General features: G+C 68.6%; 18 protein-coding genes. 7 read left to right on the top strand and 11 right to left on the bottom strand.

What is annotated here, in order from left to right; genetic code table 11:
* Nucleotides 1–129: 129 nt before the first annotated feature.
* A complete protein-coding gene (locus tag ABMY26_RS25000; RefSeq protein WP_372397294.1) occupies nt 130–1,029 on the bottom strand; it encodes an adenylate/guanylate cyclase domain-containing protein in 900 nt (299 codons plus the stop codon).
* Between the two features lie 117 nt (nt 1,030–1,146).
* On the bottom strand, nt 1,147–3,039 hold the full coding sequence (gene nifA / locus ABMY26_RS24995; RefSeq protein WP_372397293.1) for a nif-specific transcriptional activator NifA: 1,893 nt from the start codon (nt 3,037–3,039) through the stop codon (nt 1,147–1,149).
* 358 nt (nt 3,040–3,397) lie between these two features.
* Here nifA and ABMY26_RS24990 point away from each other — a divergent pair, with 358 nt between their 5' ends.
* From ABMY26_RS24990 to ABMY26_RS24980, 3 genes are read left to right on the top strand one after another with little or no spacing between them, the layout of a single operon-like run.
* The gene (locus ABMY26_RS24990) at nt 3,398–4,069 is read left to right on the top strand and encodes a TetR/AcrR family transcriptional regulator (RefSeq protein ID WP_372397292.1); all 672 of its coding nucleotides are present in this window, start codon (nt 3,398–3,400) and stop codon (nt 4,067–4,069) included.
* Complete coding sequence (locus ABMY26_RS24985) at nt 4,066–5,049, top strand: HlyD family secretion protein (protein WP_372397291.1); 984 nt, start codon at nt 4,066–4,068, stop codon at nt 5,047–5,049. Before ABMY26_RS24990 ends, ABMY26_RS24985 begins: the two co-directional genes overlap by 4 nt.
* Nucleotides 5,046–5,978 (top strand): ABC transporter ATP-binding protein, encoded by a 933-nt coding sequence (locus ABMY26_RS24980; RefSeq protein ID WP_372397290.1) that lies wholly within the window; start codon nt 5,046–5,048, stop codon nt 5,976–5,978. The genes ABMY26_RS24985 and ABMY26_RS24980 overlap by 4 nt, the downstream gene beginning before the upstream one ends.
* 36 nt (nt 5,979–6,014) lie before the next feature.
* Here ABMY26_RS24980 and ABMY26_RS24975 read toward each other — a convergent pair whose 3' ends face one another.
* A complete protein-coding gene (locus ABMY26_RS24975; RefSeq protein WP_372397289.1) occupies nt 6,015–6,383 on the bottom strand; it encodes a hypothetical protein in 369 nt (122 codons plus the stop codon).
* A gap of 458 nt (nt 6,384–6,841) precedes the next feature.
* Here ABMY26_RS24975 and ABMY26_RS24970 point away from each other — a divergent pair, with 458 nt between their 5' ends.
* Together ABMY26_RS24970 and ABMY26_RS24965 are read left to right on the top strand one after the other, a co-directional pair.
* Entirely contained in the window at nt 6,842–7,066 is a 225-nt protein-coding gene (locus tag ABMY26_RS24970; protein ID WP_042443767.1) for a hypothetical protein, read from the top strand.
* Nucleotides 7,067–7,240: 174 nt separating this feature from the next.
* Nucleotides 7,241–7,483: a hypothetical protein gene (locus ABMY26_RS24965; protein ID WP_372397288.1), complete on the top strand. Its 243-nt coding sequence runs from the start codon at nt 7,241–7,243 to the stop codon at nt 7,481–7,483.
* A 67-nt stretch (nt 7,484–7,550) separates the two neighbouring features.
* Here the strand turns inward: ABMY26_RS24965 and ABMY26_RS24960 are convergent, their stop codons facing one another.
* Both ABMY26_RS24960 and ABMY26_RS24955 read right to left on the bottom strand, forming a co-directional pair.
* On the bottom strand, nt 7,551–9,806 hold the full coding sequence (locus ABMY26_RS24960; RefSeq protein WP_372397287.1) for an ATP-binding protein: 2,256 nt from the start codon (nt 9,804–9,806) through the stop codon (nt 7,551–7,553).
* A gap of 93 nt (nt 9,807–9,899) precedes the next feature.
* The gene (locus tag ABMY26_RS24955; RefSeq protein ID WP_372397286.1) at nt 9,900–10,679 is read right to left on the bottom strand and encodes a molecular chaperone TorD family protein; all 780 of its coding nucleotides are present in this window, start codon (nt 10,677–10,679) and stop codon (nt 9,900–9,902) included.
* 331 nt (nt 10,680–11,010) lie between these two features.
* Between ABMY26_RS24955 and ABMY26_RS24950 the strand changes: the two genes are divergently transcribed.
* Nucleotides 11,011–11,400 (top strand): carboxymuconolactone decarboxylase family protein, encoded by a 390-nt coding sequence (locus ABMY26_RS24950; RefSeq protein WP_045580812.1) that lies wholly within the window; start codon nt 11,011–11,013, stop codon nt 11,398–11,400.
* A 7-nt stretch (nt 11,401–11,407) separates the two neighbouring features.
* On the opposite strand, the gene ABMY26_RS24945 is transcribed toward ABMY26_RS24950, so the two are convergent.
* On the bottom strand, nt 11,408–11,683 hold the full coding sequence (locus ABMY26_RS24945) for a hypothetical protein (RefSeq protein ID WP_045580811.1): 276 nt from the start codon (nt 11,681–11,683) through the stop codon (nt 11,408–11,410).
* Nucleotides 11,684–11,804: 121 nt separating this feature from the next.
* Nucleotides 11,805–12,479 (bottom strand): XRE family transcriptional regulator, encoded by a 675-nt coding sequence (locus ABMY26_RS24940; RefSeq protein WP_372397285.1) that lies wholly within the window; start codon nt 12,477–12,479, stop codon nt 11,805–11,807.
* 93 nt (nt 12,480–12,572) lie between these two features.
* Between ABMY26_RS24940 and ABMY26_RS24935 the strand changes: the two genes are divergently transcribed.
* Nucleotides 12,573–12,773, top strand: a complete 201-nt coding sequence (locus tag ABMY26_RS24935) for a helix-turn-helix domain-containing protein (protein ID WP_372397284.1) — start codon at nt 12,573–12,575, stop codon at nt 12,771–12,773.
* A gap of 65 nt (nt 12,774–12,838) precedes the next feature.
* Here ABMY26_RS24935 and ABMY26_RS24930 read toward each other — a convergent pair whose 3' ends face one another.
* The 4 genes from ABMY26_RS24930 to lgt all read right to left on the bottom strand — a co-directional run bounded on the left by ABMY26_RS24930 (nt 12,839) and on the right by lgt (nt 16,862).
* Entirely contained in the window at nt 12,839–13,774 is a 936-nt protein-coding gene (locus tag ABMY26_RS24930) for a ribose-phosphate pyrophosphokinase (RefSeq protein ID WP_045580808.1), read from the bottom strand.
* Between the two features lie 203 nt (nt 13,775–13,977).
* Nucleotides 13,978–14,745, bottom strand: a complete 768-nt coding sequence (gene pgeF / locus ABMY26_RS24925; protein ID WP_372397283.1) for a peptidoglycan editing factor PgeF — start codon at nt 14,743–14,745, stop codon at nt 13,978–13,980.
* Nucleotides 14,746–14,899: 154 nt separating this feature from the next.
* Entirely contained in the window at nt 14,900–16,036 is a 1,137-nt protein-coding gene (locus ABMY26_RS24920; protein ID WP_372397282.1) for a class I SAM-dependent methyltransferase, read from the bottom strand.
* 4 nt (nt 16,037–16,040) lie between these two features.
* Nucleotides 16,041–16,862, bottom strand: a complete 822-nt coding sequence (lgt, locus tag ABMY26_RS24915; protein WP_372397281.1) for a prolipoprotein diacylglyceryl transferase — start codon at nt 16,860–16,862, stop codon at nt 16,041–16,043.
* Between the last annotated feature and the right edge of the window lie 7 nt (nt 16,863–16,869).

Below are 16,869 nucleotides of genomic sequence, written 5' to 3'. Positions count from 1 at the left end.
TTTTCAAAGGCTTGTTGTGGATTGTCGGTCGCCCGGACGCTGTCGTCATTGCGACAATGGCGGGAGCGGCGGGGAGCATTGTCGGGACGGCTGTCGGGGAGTCGACAAGAGCGCCGGGGCCGGATTCCGTCAGGCCAGCTCGCCGCGGAAGGCGACGACATGGTCCTGGCTTTCGTCCTGTGCCTCCGCCCCGAAGCCGATCAGGCCGTTGCCGACCAGCTTGGTCGAATCGCGGCGCAGCACCACCGGCGGCGATCCGCCGCTGCGGATGAAGGTGCCGTTGGTGGAATGGTCGGTCAGCAGGAAGCTCTCGCGGGTGAAGTCGATCACCGCATGCTGGCGCGAGGTCTGGCGCGAGGCGATGCGCAGGCCGCTGTTGTCCTCCCGCCCGATGGTGACGCGGGGAAGCGCCCGGCTCATCGCGATCTCCTGTCCGCGGTAGGACAGATGCAGCGTCACCATGGCATCGCCGGCATCCGTCGCCATCGAAAAGCCCAGCGTGGTGCTCTCGACGGCGTCTTCGCTGTCGTCGCCGGTGCGGATCTGGTGGACACGGATCGGTGCAGCCTTGCCCTTCATCGCGACGTTGCTCAGCGGCTTGGTCCGGTTGCGCAGGTCGGGCGACAGGCCGGAAACCAGCGCCTGGGTCGCCAGGATCTCGCCGGCCCGTGCGATCTGCTGCACCCGTGCCGCCACGTTGCAGGCGTCGCCATAGAGGTCGCCCACCACCCCCTCGATCACCGTGCCGTAATGGATGCCGATGCGCAGCCGCAGCCCGTGCCGGTCCTGGGTGTCGATCATCGCGCAGGCGGCGCGGACGCTGTCGTCGCAGACCGGGAAGGCGGCCAGCAAGCCGTCGCCCAGGCTCTTGATCACGCCGCCGCGGTTGTCCTCCACCAGATGCCGGAGATGCGCCAGCACCTGCTGCGTCTGCGCGGCGGCGGCGGCGTTGCCGATGCGCTCGTACAACATCGTGCTGTCCGCGATGTCGACGAACATCAGGGCGAGTGGCTTCTCAAGCGAGGGCAAGACGGGGATCCGTTCGACCGGGGGAACTGCCATCGAACCGAAGGCCCGCAAGGGTAACACGAATTCGGGGCGTGGTGCGACGGGAGTGGTCGCTGGCAGAGGGGCGCCGGCTGCCTCCTAGAATCTCTTGATCTCGATATTGTACTTGCGCAGGGCGTAGCTGACCTGGCGGGTGGTCATGCCCAGCAGGCGGGCGGCCTTGGCCTGGACCCAGCCGGTACGCTCCATCGCCCAGACCAGACGGTCGCGCAAGGGGCCCGACTCCGGCTCGTCGAGGGGCAGGTCGACGGCTGCGGCGCCGGCCGGCGCCGGCTGCGGCGCAGGGGCGGAGGGAATTGGCGGAGCGGACGCGGTCGGCTGTGGTGCGGGCAAGGGGGCGATGGCGTCCGGCGCCAGCGGCTTGGACGCGCTGCAGCCCGGCGTCGGCCCGGCGGAACAGCCGGACGCGCAGGCTGGCCATTGGGCCCCGTTGGCAGGGGCGGGCACCGCCGGCGGCATGGCGGCGCCGTTCGATCCTGCCGGCTGCGGCCGGGCGAAGGATGGATTGCCCGGCGTCGGGGAGGGTGTCGTCGCGGTGCCGCTCATCGACGGGGCCAGCCCGCCGACCGCCGCACCCATCGTGCGGTATTGGAACAGGACCGACGAGTTGCACAGATTCATGCTGCAGGACAGGTCGGGAACGCGGATGGTGCCGTTGCGACATTGTGTCGCGGCGCGCTCGATGCAGTTCTCCAGCTCGCGCACGTTGCCGGGCCAGGTGCAGCGGTTCAGCACCTCCAGCGCGTCATGGTCGATGTCCAGGTTCAGCCCGTTGTCGCGGCCGAACTTGCCGACGAAATGCTTGGCCAGCATCGCGATGTCGCCGCGCCGCTCGCGCAGCGGCGGCAGATGGATGGTCACCACGTTGATGCGGAAATACAGATCGGCGCGGAACTTGCCGTGACCGACCGCCTCCTCCAGGTTCAGGTTGGTGGCGCAGATCAGGCGGACGTCGGTCTTGATCGTCTTCGACCCGCCGACCCGCTCGAACTCCTGTTCCTGCAGCACGCGCAGCAGCTTGGCCTGGAAGTTGGAGGAGATGTCGCCGATCTCGTCCAGGAACAGCGTGCCGCCGGACGCCAGCTCGAACCGCCCCTTGTGGTCCTTCTGCGCGCCGGTGAAGGATCCCTTCTCGTGACCGAACAGCTCCGATTCCAGCAGCGATTCCGGCAGGGCGGCGCAGTTCACCCGGATGAAGGGAGCGTCCTTGCGCGGCGACAGGTTGTGGATGGCGCGGGCGATCAGTTCCTTGCCGGTGCCGCTCTCGCCGCGGATCAGCACGGTCGACTTGAAGGGCGCCACCCGGTGCACCTGGGCCAGCACGTCGACCATGTTGGGGCTGGTGCAGACGACGTCGTTGACCGGCGCCACCACCGGCCGCAGCTCCTTCTGGACACGGAAGGTTTCGCGCATCATGAAGCGGCGCTCTTCCGCCACGGTGCGGTGCAGGCGCACGGTCTGGCCGATCAGGTTGGCGACCATGGTCAGGAAGCGCACATCGGCGCCGAAATGGCCGCTCGGCCCTTCGTCGGAGATGCGGTCGATGGTCAGCACGCCGATGACGCTCCCAGCGGCCTTGATCGGCACGCCGACCAGCGAGGCCACCTGCTCGTCCAAATCGTCGCGCCCGCCGGAGCGGTTGTTGAACAGCGGCTCTTCGGCCAGATTTGGGACCACCGCCGGCATGCCGGTCTTCAGGATTCGGCCGCTGATGCCTTCGCCCTGGTTGTAGTCGATCTCCTGTGCCGGCGACCCCTTGGGCAGCCCATGCGCGGCGACGAGCCGCAGCGCCGCGTCCTCGCCCTGGAGATAGACTCGGCCCCGATGCATCTGCAACTGGTACGACAGCGCCCGCAGCACTTCGCGCAGGGTCTGCTCCAGATCCAGCGATGATCCGAGGATCTTGCTGACCTCGTAGATCGTCAGCAGCTCAAGGCTGGAGGATGAGGCGGATTGGGCGGCACTCGGCATGATCGATCCCCTCGCTCGGCTGTGGACCCGGGCCGGCGCTTGGTCCGGACGGCTCGGCCCGGACGCAACGGCAGATCGGCTCCCGGCTTCGGCGCCTTGATCCGTTCCTCCAAGATCACGGCTGCCGTTGGTCCGGCAACCTTATTGGGCCCGCATTTTCCCGGGCATTTTTACGGGTCGAGCGTGGCCGCAGTGTCTGTTCGTACGCTGTCGGCCGGTGGAAAGTGTCTGTGACTGCTCGCGGAAAGGCAAGACTTTTTGCATAGGTTCCGCTGCGTTGCACAATGGTCTTCGCCGTTGGAGGCGGGGTGGGTTTCATGTTAGTTACCGACCCGTCAGTCAGTAAAAGGGCCGCCCAATGCCCGATTTCGATTCCGCTTCCGATCCGGCCACCAAGCCGCGCCGCCGTCGTAAGGATGCCCGCCCGCAGGAAATCGTTGCCGCTGCGACCGACATCTTCGCCGAACGCGGCTTCGCCGCCGCAAGGCTGGAGGAGATCGCAGCCCGCGCCGGCATCGGCAAGGGCACGCTTTACCTCTATTTCCCCAGCAAGGAGGATCTGTTCAAGGCGGTGGTCCGCACCGCCATCCTGCCCGATCTGGAACAGGCCGAGGCATTGGCCGCGGCGGGGAAGGGGCCCGCATTCCCGGTCCTGGAGCGGCTGTTGCGCATGGTGGCGCAGTTGATCGCCACGACGCGGGCGGCGACCATTCCGCGGCTGGTGATCGCGGAGGCCGGCAATTTTCCCGAGCTCGCCGCCTTCTACCATCGCGAGGTGATCCGCCGCGGCTTCGATGTGCTGGCCGGCCTGCTTCGGCGGGGGATCGGGCAGGGGGAATTCCGCCCGCTCGAGATCGACCATGGCGTCCGGCTGATCGTGGCGCCGCTGCTGATGAGCGCGGTCTGGCGCGGCACCTTCGACGGTCTCGACGGATCGCCGCCGCTGGACGTGCCGGCCCTGGTCGAAACACACATCGATCACCTCCGCCGGGTGCTGCTGCGGGACGATGCGGGGGAGAGTGTGCCATGAGCGGCTTTCCGGACTGGCTGGCGGCGCTGGCCCTGGCCGTGGGGCTGCCCTTCGGCGGCGATGGATCGCCGCCGCTCGCCCATGGCTATGTCGAGGGGGAGTATCTGCGGATCGCCGCGCCCAGCGCCGGCACCTTGGAAAGCCTGTCGGTCGGCCGTGGCGCGCAGGTGGCGGCGGGGGCACCGCTGTTCGCCATCGACCGCGCCACCGCCCGCGCCGAGCGCGACCGTCTGGCCGCGGCGCTGGCCCAGGCACGGGCGCAGCAGGCGGACCTCGCCACCGGCAGGCGGCCGCAGGAGGTGGCGGTGCTGGCGGCGCAGAAGGCGCGTGCCGTGGCGGCGCTGCGCTATTCCTCTGCCGAGCTGGCCCGTCAGCGGGAACTGGTCGCCCGCAAGGTCAGCTCTCCCGACAAGCTCGACCAGGCGCTGGCGGCCTATGATCGCGACCGCGGCCAACTGGCCGAGGCCGAGGCGCAATTGGACGTCGCTGCGCTGGCGGCCCGGCCGGAGCAGCGCCGGGCCGCCGACGAAGCGGTCGCCCAGGCGGAGGCGGCCCTGGTCCAGGCGGACCGCCGGCTGGCCGATCTGGCGCCCGCCGCTCCGGTCGCGGGGCTGGTCGAAGACACGCTCTACAATCCCGGCGAATGGGTGCCGGCCGGCTCCCCCGTCGTCTCGCTGCTGCCGCCGGAGCGGGTGAAGCTGGTCCTGTTCGTGGCGGAGACCGCCATGGCCGGGTTGGTGCCGGGAACGGTGCTGGCGGTGCGCTGCGACGGCTGTCCGCCGGGCCTGTCGGCGCGGGTCACCCGCATCGCCTCCCAGGCGGAATACACGCCGCCGGTGATCTACAGCGTCGGCAGCCGTGAGAAGCTGGTCTTCCGGGTGGAGGCTGCGCCCGGCCAGCCGCTGAACCCCGGCCTGCCGGTCGATGTCTGGCCGGAAGAGGGCCAGCGGCCAGGGATCGCGACGGGGACGGGGCGATGACCGGCGCGGACGCTCCGGCGATCGACGTGCGCGGGCTGGTCAAGCGCTTCGGCAGCAAGACCGTGGTCGACGATGTGTCGATCCGGGTCGAGGCTGGGGAGATCTACGGCTTCCTCGGTCCCAACGGGTCGGGCAAGACCACGACCATCCGCCTGCTGTGCGGGCTGCTGACCCCGGATGCGGGGGAGGGAACCTGCCTCGGCCTGGACATCCGGCGGCAGAGCGCGGCGATCAAGCGGCAGGTCGGCTACATGACCCAGAAATTCAGCTTCTGGGACGATCTGAGCATCACCGAGAATCTGGACTTCGTCGCCCGCATGTACGGCCTGCCCGACCGTCGCCGCCGGGTGGCGGATGCGCTGGAGCGGCTTGGGCTTGCCAACCGCCGCACGCAGTTGGCCGGGGAGTTGTCGGGCGGATGGAAACAGCGTCTGGCGCTGGCCGCCTGCATCCTGCACGAGCCGAAGCTGCTGCTGCTCGACGAGCCGACGGCCGGCGTCGATCCCAAGGCGCGGCGGGAATTCTGGGACGAGATCCACCGGCTGGCCGGGGAGGGGCTGACCGTGCTGGTCAGCACCCATTACATGGACGAGGCCGAGCGCTGCCACCGCATCGCCTACATCGCCTACGGCACGCTGATGGCGAACGGCCCGATCGACCGGGTGATCGCCGAGTCCGGCCTGCACACCCGTCTGGTCAGCGGCGGCGGCCTGCATCGCATCGCCGCCGCGCTGGAAGGCCGGCCGGGGGTGGAGATGGTCGCGGTCTTCGGCAGTCGCCTGCATGTCAGCGGCACCGACGCCGCGGCATTGGACCGGGCGCTGGCTCCCTGGCTCGGCCAGCCGGACCTGCGGATCATCGCGACGGACCCGACGCTGGAAGACGTCTTCATCCACCTGATGAACCGCAGCACCGACAATTTCCGCTGACGGGAAGCCAAGGCGGAAGGGCTCACCTGCCCGGCATCACTCCTTGAGAGCGGAGGTCACGCCGGTGTTCTTGTTCCACTTCAGGGTCAGCTTGGAGATCTTGCAGAGGTCGAGGGCTTCCCAGACGGCGGTCTCACCGTCGTCATAGGCGACCTTCATGTCCCACTTGCAGGTCTTTTCGCCCTTGCCGAAGGACACTTCGAAATACTCGCCGTCGTTCAGCACGTCACGGCCGAGGATGTCTTCGTCCCAGCTGTCGCTCTTCGCCTCCGATACGTAGATGTGCTTCAGCGGATAGCCGGTCTTGTTCACGATGGTGAAGTCCTGGTCTCCGGCGAGCGCGGCGCCATGCATCAGAAACAGCGAGGACGCAACAAGCAGGGCCTTCGCAGCGACGTGCTTCAAGATAGTCTCCGTTTGGAAAAACAGTTTGTGTCGAATTCTGGGCATCGCAATCGATATACGTCAATAGTCGAGATATGCAAAATATTAGGTACGACCCTGAACGATTATTTATTTCGTATGGATGAAATAAACCGCCGATAATCTCCCGTATTGCGTGAATGGTCTCCACATCCGGCCGTGCTCAGGTTTCAATCCGCCGATCTTGCCGGCGCGGCCAACCTCTGGGCCGCCCCGTGGGAGAGGTGAACGGGATGCCGGGCGTTGGGGGAAGGCGGTTCGGCGGTTGCAAGAGGCCAATGGTCGCAAGCGCTTGGCGCGTCGGGAACTTTGTCGCGGCGCACAAGATGTGGTACATGATGGGCACCGGCCTTCGGGGCCGGCCAGGATCATGACCAAAGTTCTGGACCGCAGCCGGTCCCGTTCCGGGGCGGTCCCAAATCCAGGGGAAGGAACAACGCATGTCGGGATTCAAGGACGCGCCGCCGGATGACCGTTCGGAGCTGACGCCGGAGCAGGAAAGCGCCATCCGCATCGTCGCCAACAATCTGCACCGCCTGAACGATGCCGTCGTCAAGGCGGTCGAGGCCGGCGTGACGGTGGAGCTGATGCGCACCGCCCGCTATCACAATGAAACCGGCAACTGGGGCGATCAGCTGACCCCGGTGATCCGTCCCGGCAAGTGACCGGCATCCGCCGTACCGGGCGGTGATGTACGGAAAAGGCCGTCGCCCGTCCAGCGGGCGGCGGCCTTTTTTCGTATGCCGACAAAATTTCGCAGATGACGGAAGACAGGGTGGCGGGAAGGGGCGGAGCGAACAAGTTTCCTGGGCATTCCGCTTTCGATGCGAGGCCCAGCCATGCCGTCACCCGACCCAGACCGGCGCGCAACCGCATACCGTGACCGGGGCGATCCCCGGACCGACCGAGCCGCCGAGCCGGAGGCCGGGAACCAGCCGCCGACGCCGGGCGAACTGAACGCGATGTGGCGCATGCATCGCCTGGAGTCGCCGACCTTCGACGATTTCACGCGCGGCCTGTGCCTTGGCCTGGTCTGGTGCATGGCCTTGTGGACACCGATGTTCATCAGCGCCCTGGCCTGAACGGGAAGCCGGCTGTCTTCGATGGCGGCCGGTCGCAAGCCGTGGCCCCGATTGCCGGTGGAGCCGCTCATGCGCTTCCAGTCTTGTCCGGACCCTTGCCCTGGCCGGCCAGGGCGCGGATCCGCGCGGCCAACTGGTCGGGGGTGAAGGGCTTCGCCAGGACCGACGCGGTATCGGCTCCCATGCTCAGCAGCGATTCCGGGCTGTAGCCGGAGGCCAGCAGCACCCGCAGGGCCGGCCAGCGTTCGCGGATGCGCCGTGCGAGGTCGATGCCCGATACGCCGTGGGGCATCACCACGTCCGACACCACCAGATCGAAGTCCTGGTCGGTTTCCAGCAGGTCCAGCGCGGCGACGCCATGCTCGGCAGTCTCCACGATGAAGCCCTCCTCGGTCAGCCCCTCGACCGTTGCCATCAGGACCAGTGTGTTGTCCTCCACGACCAGGATGCGCAGCGGTCGTCGTTCCACCACCGGTTCGACCGGGGCGGGAGCGGCCGGGGCCGGCCGGGCCTCGGTCAGCGGCAGATCGACGCAGACCCGCGTGCCGGCGCCGGGCCGGCTGTCGATGGTGGCGGAGCCGCCCGACTGGCGGGCGAAGCCATAGACCATCGACAGGCCCAGCCCGGTGCCCTTGCCCACGCCCTTGGTGGTGAAGAAGGGGTCGAAGGCGCGCTCCATCACCTCCGGCGGCATGCCGGCGCCGGTATCCGACACGGCGATCCTTGCAGTCCGCGGTTCCGGACCCGGCGCCGCTGCGATGCGGATGCGACCGCCGCCGGCCATGGCGTCGCGCGCGTTCAGCACCAGGTTCAGCACCGCCATTTCCAGCTGCACCGGATCGACTGCGACCGCCATCGGTACAGGCGCGACGTCCCAGTCCAGCGCGATGTCGGCGCGGACGGATCGTTCCAGCAGGTCGCCCATCCGACGCAGGCTGTCGCCGAGGTCGACCACCGACAGGTTCACCGCATCCTGCCGCGAGAAGGACAGCAGTTGCCGTGTCAGCTTCTCCGCCCGTTCAAGCGCCGTATTGGCGCCGGCCAGGAAGCGCTGTCCCTCCGGCGGCAGGTGGCGGCCCAGCAGATGGAGGTTCGCCAGCGCCGCGGTCAGCAGATTGTTGAAGTCGTGCGCGACCCCGCCGGTCAACTGGCCCAGCGCCTCCATCTTCTGGCTTTGGCGCAGAGCCTCCTCCAGCCTTTCGCGGTTGCGCACCTCTTCCGCCCATCGGCGGACGGCGCTGTCCTCCGACACGGCGCGGCCGTAGGCCAGCCAGGCGATCAGCGCCAGTGCCAGCGTCGCCGGTGCGACGAAGGCGGCGTCGAGCGCCATGTTGCGCAACCAGGCCTGTGTCACCTGCCTCTGGTCCAGGCCATAGACGACATAGACCGGGAAATCGCCGACACGCTTGTAGGCGAACACCCGCGCCAGCCCCCGGATACCGCTGTTGTCGGTGCGGAAGACTCCTTCGTCCGGCTGCTTGCGGATTTCCGCGCGCAGGCCGCGGTCGGGAGGCAGGGGATCCGGCATCTCCCGGCCGAGCGGCGGGTAGCGCATCAGCATCCGCCCGTCGTCATGGAACAGGGTGATCGTTTCGCCTTCGCTGCCGATGACCTTCCGGTAGAAGCTGGAGAAATACTCGGGATCGACCGTGGCGCTGATCACCCCGTCGAAGTCGCCGTCGGGTCCGCCGGGCCCGCTGCGGCGCCTGCCGATGCCGAAACTCGGTTTGCCGGTGACGGGGTCGGCGATCGGGCCGGCGAAGGCCAGCCCGGCATCGCGCTCCCGCTGCTCCAGGAAATCGGCACGGTCGCCGATATAAGTGGCGTCTACCGGAAAGGTCAGGCTGGAATTGCGCATCGTTCCATCGGGATCGATCAGCCCGATGGCGCCGATCTGCTCCAGTTCGCCTTCAAGTGTCCGCAGATAGCGGTGCAGAGTGTCCGATTCGCCGATTTCGCGCCAGCTGCGGCCGTGGATGCGCTCGTCCACACGGTCCAGCGCCTGCGCCATGGTGTCGAACACCTTCAGCATATGCTCGTGCAGGATCAGCGCGTTCTTGCGTCCACTCTGCTCGGCTTCGTCCTGCGCCTCCCACCGTTCGCGCCAGCCGATGCCGGCGAACAGCACCAGGGGCAGCGCCACCGACACCGCGAGCAGGAGGCGCAGCAGCCGCAGGGAGCTCCTGCGGTCGGTCCGGCTGTCGAGGCTGCGAAAGGGCATCGCCATCCAGTGCTTGAAAATCGAATCGGGCCGGCCTCGCATCGCTCCGGCGGTGCCGGCATCGATCCGGTCACCATGGCCGAAGCATCGAAGCGTGGGCAACTCCGACTTTCCGGCAGTGGCGATTATGCCGACAGGGCCGGCAAGCCCCGCCATGGACGGTGGCTCTTCGAACGGCGGCGGTTTCGGCGGTCGTCACGGATCGCAGGCGCAGGCACGGGGGAAGCGGCCCTCCGTCCAGCGGCGGCGGCGGATGTCGGACCCGTCGTCGCTGGCGCGCGGCAGGCCGCAGGCAGCGCCGAGCCGGTCGCGCAGATGGTCGAGATGCGCGTTGGTCAGGATGGCGACGCCGGCGAAGAACGGCTCGCGGCACCGGGTGGCGATCCGGCTGCAAAAGCCGGGAACCCAGCGCAGCGGATGGCGGTCGAGGAAGCGGACGGCGTCCGCCGGCCGGCCCCGGTCGAGCAGGAGGGCCAGCAGCGCCAGTTCAGCCGCGACATGGTCCTCGGGCAGCCGGTCCAGCGGCGGGCGCCGCAGGTCCCACTCCAACCCGGCGCGCCAGCACTGCAGAGAGGCGGCTGCATCGGGCCGCGCCCCTTCGTCGAGCCAGGGGGATTCCGTCGGACAGGCGCCCAGGTCGCCGCTGCGGTGGATGGCGGCGAAATCGGCGGCCAGTGGCACCAGGCTGCGGCGGGTGATCCGCTGCGGCAGGTCGCTCACCACCTCGTCGATCAGGGCCGCGGCCTGGATGGCGTCGTCGCGGTCGAGCGCCAGCGGGCCGCGGCTGACGGGAATCTTGCGCAGGGCAGCCAACAGGGATGGGGTCGGCTCCTCGGCCTGGAAGCGGACGAGATGGCGCAACGCCTCCGCCGCATCCGCAAAGGCCGGTTCGTCCGCACGGACGCGGGCATCCGGGATGGAGGGCTCGCCCCGGCAGGGCGGCAAGGCGGCCGTCTCGAGAACCGTGCTCTCCACGCTGTTCCTCCCGGCATTCGGGCCGGGCCGGGCGCGTGCCGGAACCGGTCCGTGTGGGAACGCTTCACGAATGGATTTCGTGTCTTGGCGACTTTCCAGGCTTTGCCGGGCCTTTGGCGGCATGTCCACCGATCTTCGGCTCTGGCCGGATCGCTGCCCGAACGATCATTGCCCGAACGTTTGCGCGACCTTGCCCCTGGTCTTACCAGTGTGACGGGTGGCGGTCAACGCAGCCGATGGATGCGATGCAGGCATAGGCCGATGGTTGCCTTGCGGCACATTGTCCGGCCTTATCGTCGGATCCCCAATTCCCTTCAGGAGGCTTGCCGCCATGCCGTTGACCCCGATCGAACAGGCCGACGCCGGCCCCGAGGTGCGCGCCGTCTACGAAGACATCAAGGCGGCGCGCAATGTCCCGGACGTGAACAATTTCTGGAAGATGATCGCCCACCACCCGCCGACCCTGGCGCGGACCTGGGACAGCCTGAAGGAGGTCATGGCCCCCGGCGCGCTGGATGCGCTGGTGAAGGAGATGGTCTTCGTCGCGGTCAGCGTCACCAACAACTGCCAGTACTGCATCCGCTCGCACGAGGCGGCGGCGCGACGGCTGGGGATGACGGATGCCCAGTTCGGCGAGTTGATGGCGGTTGTGGGCATGGCCAACGAGACCAACCGGCTCGCCGTCGGCTATCAGGTGGAGCTGGATGAGCGGCTGAAGTGAGGTGCTGTCAGGCGGCCCGCGCCCGCGGCACCGGCGCCGACCGGTCCAGGCGCCGTTGCGGCAGGCCGTTGACCAGATCGCTGCGGACGGTGAAATGGGCGATGCTACGCCCGTCGCCCAGCTCTTCGCTGGCGATCCGTTCGACCCTGACCTCGACGTCCCAGCCGATGCGCGCCCAGGCGGAGCGGATGCGGTTGGCCAGCTCGCGGGCGCCGCGTTCGCTGAAGCCATCGAGTCGGCCGCCCGACGGGCCGGGGTGGAAGCGGGGATAGGGCTGGGGCATGGGCGGGGTCTCCTTGGCTTGGGCGGCGCGCTGAAACGAAAGGCGGGCCGCCGATGCACAAGGAATAATCCATAATGGACTTATTCTGCCATGAAAACCTGATACCGAAACGGTATGCCGCTCAGGGTTCCTGCAACCCGACGACGGTGTGCAGGGTGTCGAGTTCCTCCAGGGGCACGGCGAATTCGCGGTCCGCCGGATTGTATTCGCGCAAGACCACGGCCTCAGGGCCGCGGCGGACGAACTCCTTCACCAGCACGGCCTTGTTGCGCTTGACCACCACCACCCCGGCGCCTGGCGCCGGCGGCTTGTGCGGGTTGACGTGCAGCAACTGCGCCGGGCGGAAGCGTGGCATCATCGATTCGCCCACCACGTACATGGCGTAGGGATCGCGCGCGTTCTTCAGGTAATCCGGCCGGACGATCCAGTCGATGGGGCCGTCCTCCAGGAACATCTCCTGATCCACCCCGCCGCGGGCCGCCGCCCGCACCGGCATGGAGGCGGATTTTCCGGGCTGCTGTGCAGCCGTCGCCGGTGTTCGCACCAGCGGCGGGGCCGTGGCACGGGACGGCCGCGGCATCGTGCCGCCGGCGGCTCCGGCCGGAGGAAAATCGAGGCCGAGCAGGGCTGCCGGCTCTACCCCCAGGGGGTGGGCAAGCTTGACCGCCCAGTCGACGGTCATCTTGCGCTGGCCGGTTTCGAGCTTGTTGATCTGGGGCTGGGAGGTGCCCGCCAGTTCAGCCAGCCTCTCCTGGCTCAGTCCGGCGGCCTGCCGCAGTTCGCGCATGGTGGTCATGCGGCTTTCATACCAAAACGGCTTTGGAAAGTCCAATGCCATGGAATAAATCCAGTTGCGAGCAGAAGCCGGTTTGGTCTAAACCATTGCGGTATGACGCTCGACGACTGGCTGACCAGCACCGCAACCAAGGAAGAGGCCTTCGCCGCCCTGATCGGGACGAGCCAGGCGACGGTCAACCGTTACCGCCATGGCCGCCGGGTTCCGCGCCCCTCTGTGATGGTCCGCATCGTCGCCGCGACCGGCGGACAGGTGACCGCGAACGACTTCCACGGGCTGGCGGGAGGGGAGTAGGACGCTCCGCCAACGAAAAAGGCCCTCTCCCGGCGGGAGAGGGCCTTTTTCGGAAAACGTGTCCCTTACGAGAACAGGCTCGACACCGACCGTTCCTCGCTGATGCGCATGATCGCTTCGGCGAGCAGCGGGGCGATGGTCAGCTGGCGGATGTTGCGCGACCCGCGCACCGCCTCGGTCGCCTGGATGCTGTCGGTGGTCACCAGCTGCTCCAGCGGCGACACGGCGACGCGGGCGACCGCACCGCCGGACAGGACGCCATGGGTGCAGAAGGCGTGGACCGACTTGGCGCCGGCTTCCATCAGCGCCACCGCGGCGTTGCACAGCGTGCCGCCCGAGTCGACGATGTCGTCCAGCAGGATGCAGCGGCGGCCATCGGCGTCGCCGATGATGTTCATCACCTCCGACACGCCGGCACGCTCGCGCCGCTTGTCGATGATGGCGAGGTCGACGTCCAGCCGCTTGGCCAGCGCGCGGGCGCGCACCACGCCACCGACATCCGGCGACACGATGGTGACCTCGTTGATGTCCGCGAAGGACTGGCGGATGTCCTTCTCGAAGACCGGGGCGGCCATCAGATTGTCGGTGGGGATGTCGAAGAAGCCCTGGATCTGGCCTGCATGCAGGTCCATCGTCAGCACGCGGTTGGCGCCGGCCTGGGTGATCAGGTTGGCGACCAGCTTGGCCGAGATCGGCGTGCGGGGGCCGGTCTTGCGATCCTGCCGGGCATAGCCGTAGTAGGGGAGGACCGCAGTGATGCGCCGGGCCGACCCGCGCCGCAGCGCGTCGATCGTCACCAGCAGTTCCATCAGGTTGTCGTTGGCCGGGAACGACGTCGACTGGACGACGAACACGTCCTCGCCGCGCACGTTCTCCAGGATCTCGACGAACACCTCCATGTCGGAGAAACGGCGGACGCTCGCTTTCGTCAGCGGCACGCCGAGACAGGTGGAGATCGCCTCGGCCAGCGGACGGTTGCTGTTGCCGGCAAGCACCTTCATCGGGGTCGGCTCTCTTTGCAGGGGTACGGCTCAAGGCACGCCCGCGCGCTTGCGCGCCGCCGGCCCTTGAAAACGGGGCGGACCATAACAAAGGGTCGTGCGCATGTAAACGTTCCATGACGGTGGGGAATTCCCTCATCGGGGAATGCCGCCCTGCGCGGGCGGCATGACCATGGTGTCGCCGCCCGCCCGTCCGCGTTGGATCAGCCCTGCAGGACGATGGCCGAAAGACCGCGGCCGTAATCCGCCTCGCCCCGCAGGCGCGAGCGACGGTAGCTGAAGAAGCGGTCCTCCTCCGCCACGGTGTCGTTGGGACAGCGCTGGATCACCGTGACCCCTGAGTCGCCGAGGCGCCGGGTGACGTAGGCGGCCAGATCGAACAGGAAATGGCCGGGCTTGCGGGCCGGGGCGAAATAGTCGCGGTTGCGCTCGTCCTCCTCCTCGAACGGGGCGGGGAATTCCGGCCCCACCTCGTAGGAGCGCTGGGCGATGCAGGGGCCGATGCAGGCGACGATGCGGCCGGGCTTGGCCCCCAATTCCACCATGCGGGCGACGGTCGCCTCCACGACGCCGGCCTTCGCGCCCTTCCAGCCGGCATGGGCTGCGCCGATCACCCGCGCCTTGCTGTCGGCGAACAGGACGGGTGCGCAGTCCGCGGTCAGGATGCCCAGCGCGATGCCAGGATTGCGGGTGGCCATGGCGTCGGCCCTGGGCGCCGAGTCCGGTGTCCAGGGCTCTTCCACGACGACGCAGGTCGGGCTGTGGACCTGATAGCAGGTGACGAGATGGCCGGGCGGCACCTCCATCCGCGCGGCGGCGCGGGCGCGGTTCTCATGGACCGCCGCCGGCGAATCGTTGGATCCGAGCCCGCAGTTCAGCGAATCGTAGAGTCCGGTCGAGACGCCGCCGGTGCGGGTGAAAAAGGCATGGCGGATATGGGTGATGTCGTTCAGCGCGCCGAGTGTGATCACGAACGCCGTCCTTCCCTGTTCAATGGCTCCCGATGCCCGATGGGGCAGGGGGCCGCGATGCACGGTCCGCCCGGTTGGTTGTTGCGGCGGTTATGGTGCGGTGTCTCCAACCCCGGCTTCGTCAGCCTCGGGGGCCATCCGCCGGCCACGCCGGTCAGAAGCCGGCCGGCGGGGCGTCGGCGAAGGCTCCGGGCGTGGCCAGTGCGACCAGCTTGAACAGCCTGCCCATTTGCGCCGGATCGATCAAGCGGTCCAGCGCGCTGCCGATGTCGCGCGCCTGATCCGGCCTGGCCTTCGCCGCCAGCGCGGCGGCCCTCTGCCGGATGCCGAGGCGGGTCAGCCACTCCCCCTGCTCCACCGGGCCGAAGGACCGGGCGCCGCCCTCCTTCGCCGCAGCGGCGATGGCGGCGAAATCGACATGCGCGGTCAGGTCGGCCTCGCCGGGCGCCGCCAGCACGGGCGCGAAGGCGTGGCGGCGCAGCGCCTGCAGCGTGTCGCCGACCGCCGGGCCATGGGCATGGCCGTAGTCGATGGCCAGCGCCGCGCCGGGCGCCGCCGCCAGCCGGGCGCCGATGGTCCGCGCCACCGCCTGGGAGGCGGGGGAAACCTCGACCACGCTGCCCTCCGGTGCGTCGCGCAGGGCGTCCGGCACCAGCCGGCTGCCGGAGCTGCCGAAGGCCTCCAGCACGAAGCGGAAGCGCGGATCGGAGCCGCTGTTGTCCGGCTCCAGATCCACCAGCCGCTCGAACCAGCCATGGTTGGTCTTCTGCACCTGACGGATTGGCAGGGCGTCGAAGAACTCGTTGGCGATCAGGATGGTCGGGCCATCCGGCACATCCTCCAGCCGGTCGTGCCACTGGATGGCGTCGCCCAGAATGGGCTGCAGGGCCTGGCGCTGCCGCTCGCGCAGGGCTGGGCTGGTCTCCACCAGATGCACCGTCGCGTTGTCGCGGAACAGCGGCAGCACCGCCGCCGCCCGCAGCGCGTCGGCCATCAGCGTGCCGCGGCCGGGGCCGAGTTCCACCAGGTGGAAGGGGCCGGGACCGCCCAGCCGTGCCCAGCTGTCGACGCACCACAAGCCGACCAGCTCGCCGAACATCTGGCTGATTTCGGGCGCGGTGGTGAAGTCGCCACCGCTGCCGAAGGGATCCCGGCGCATGTAGTAGCCGAAGCGCGGATGGCCCAGTGCCTCCGCCATGAAGGCACCGACGCTGAGCGGCCCGTCGATCAGGATGCGGCGGGCCAGCAGGCGGGCCAGCGCACCGTCTCCCGCGCTCTCTTCTCCGGCCATGGCGTCAGGCCGGGATGGCGTGGCGCCGGCCGCGCAGGACCAGCCACAGGCCGATCGCCACCATCGGCAGCGACAGCAGCTGACCCATCGTCGCACCGGCGAACAGGAAGCCCAACTGCGGGTCGGGTTCGCGGAAGAACTCCACGACGATGCGTGACAGGCCGTAGCCGATCAGGAACAGCCCGCCGACCGTGCCGGGCCGGTTGCGCAGCGCCGGCGTGCGGATGGCGACCGCCAGCAGGACGAACAGCAGCAGCCCTTCCAGCGCCGCTTCGTAGAGCTGGCTGGGATGGCGCGGAACCTGGAGCGGGTCGCGCGGGAACACCATGGCATAGGCGAAATCGGGCGCCGGCCGGCCATACAGCTCGCCATTGATGAAGTTGGCGATGCGGCCGAAGAACAGGCCGATGGGGGCGCAGGCGGCGATGATGTCGCCGAAGACGAAGGGCGAGATGCCGCGGCGCCAGCAGAACAGCCCGATGGCGGTCAGCACGCCGACCATGCCGCCATGGAAGGACATGCCGCCATGCCAGACCTGCAGGGCGTCCAGCGGGTTTTCCAGATAATAGGGCAGATTGTAGAACAGCACATAGCCGAGCCGCCCGCCCAGGATCGTGCCGATCACCGCCCAGGTCAGGAAATCGTCGAATTCCTCCGGCTTGGGACGCCGGTCGGGATCGAGCCGCGCCAACCCCAGGCAATAGCGCCAGCCCAGCACGAATCCGGCCAGATAGGCCAGCGCGTACCAGCGGACGACGACGGGGCCGACGGCGAAGGCCACCGGGTCGATGGTGGGAAAGGCGACGACAGGCAGGGCGGCGAACATGGGGGCT

This window comes from Azospirillum sp. HJ39, from assembly GCF_041507355.1.
Taxonomy (GTDB): domain Bacteria; phylum Pseudomonadota; class Alphaproteobacteria; order Azospirillales; family Azospirillaceae; genus Azospirillum; species Azospirillum thiophilum.
Note: the sequence above shows the minus strand (reverse complement) of the source record. Positions and strands in the feature narration are given on the sequence as shown.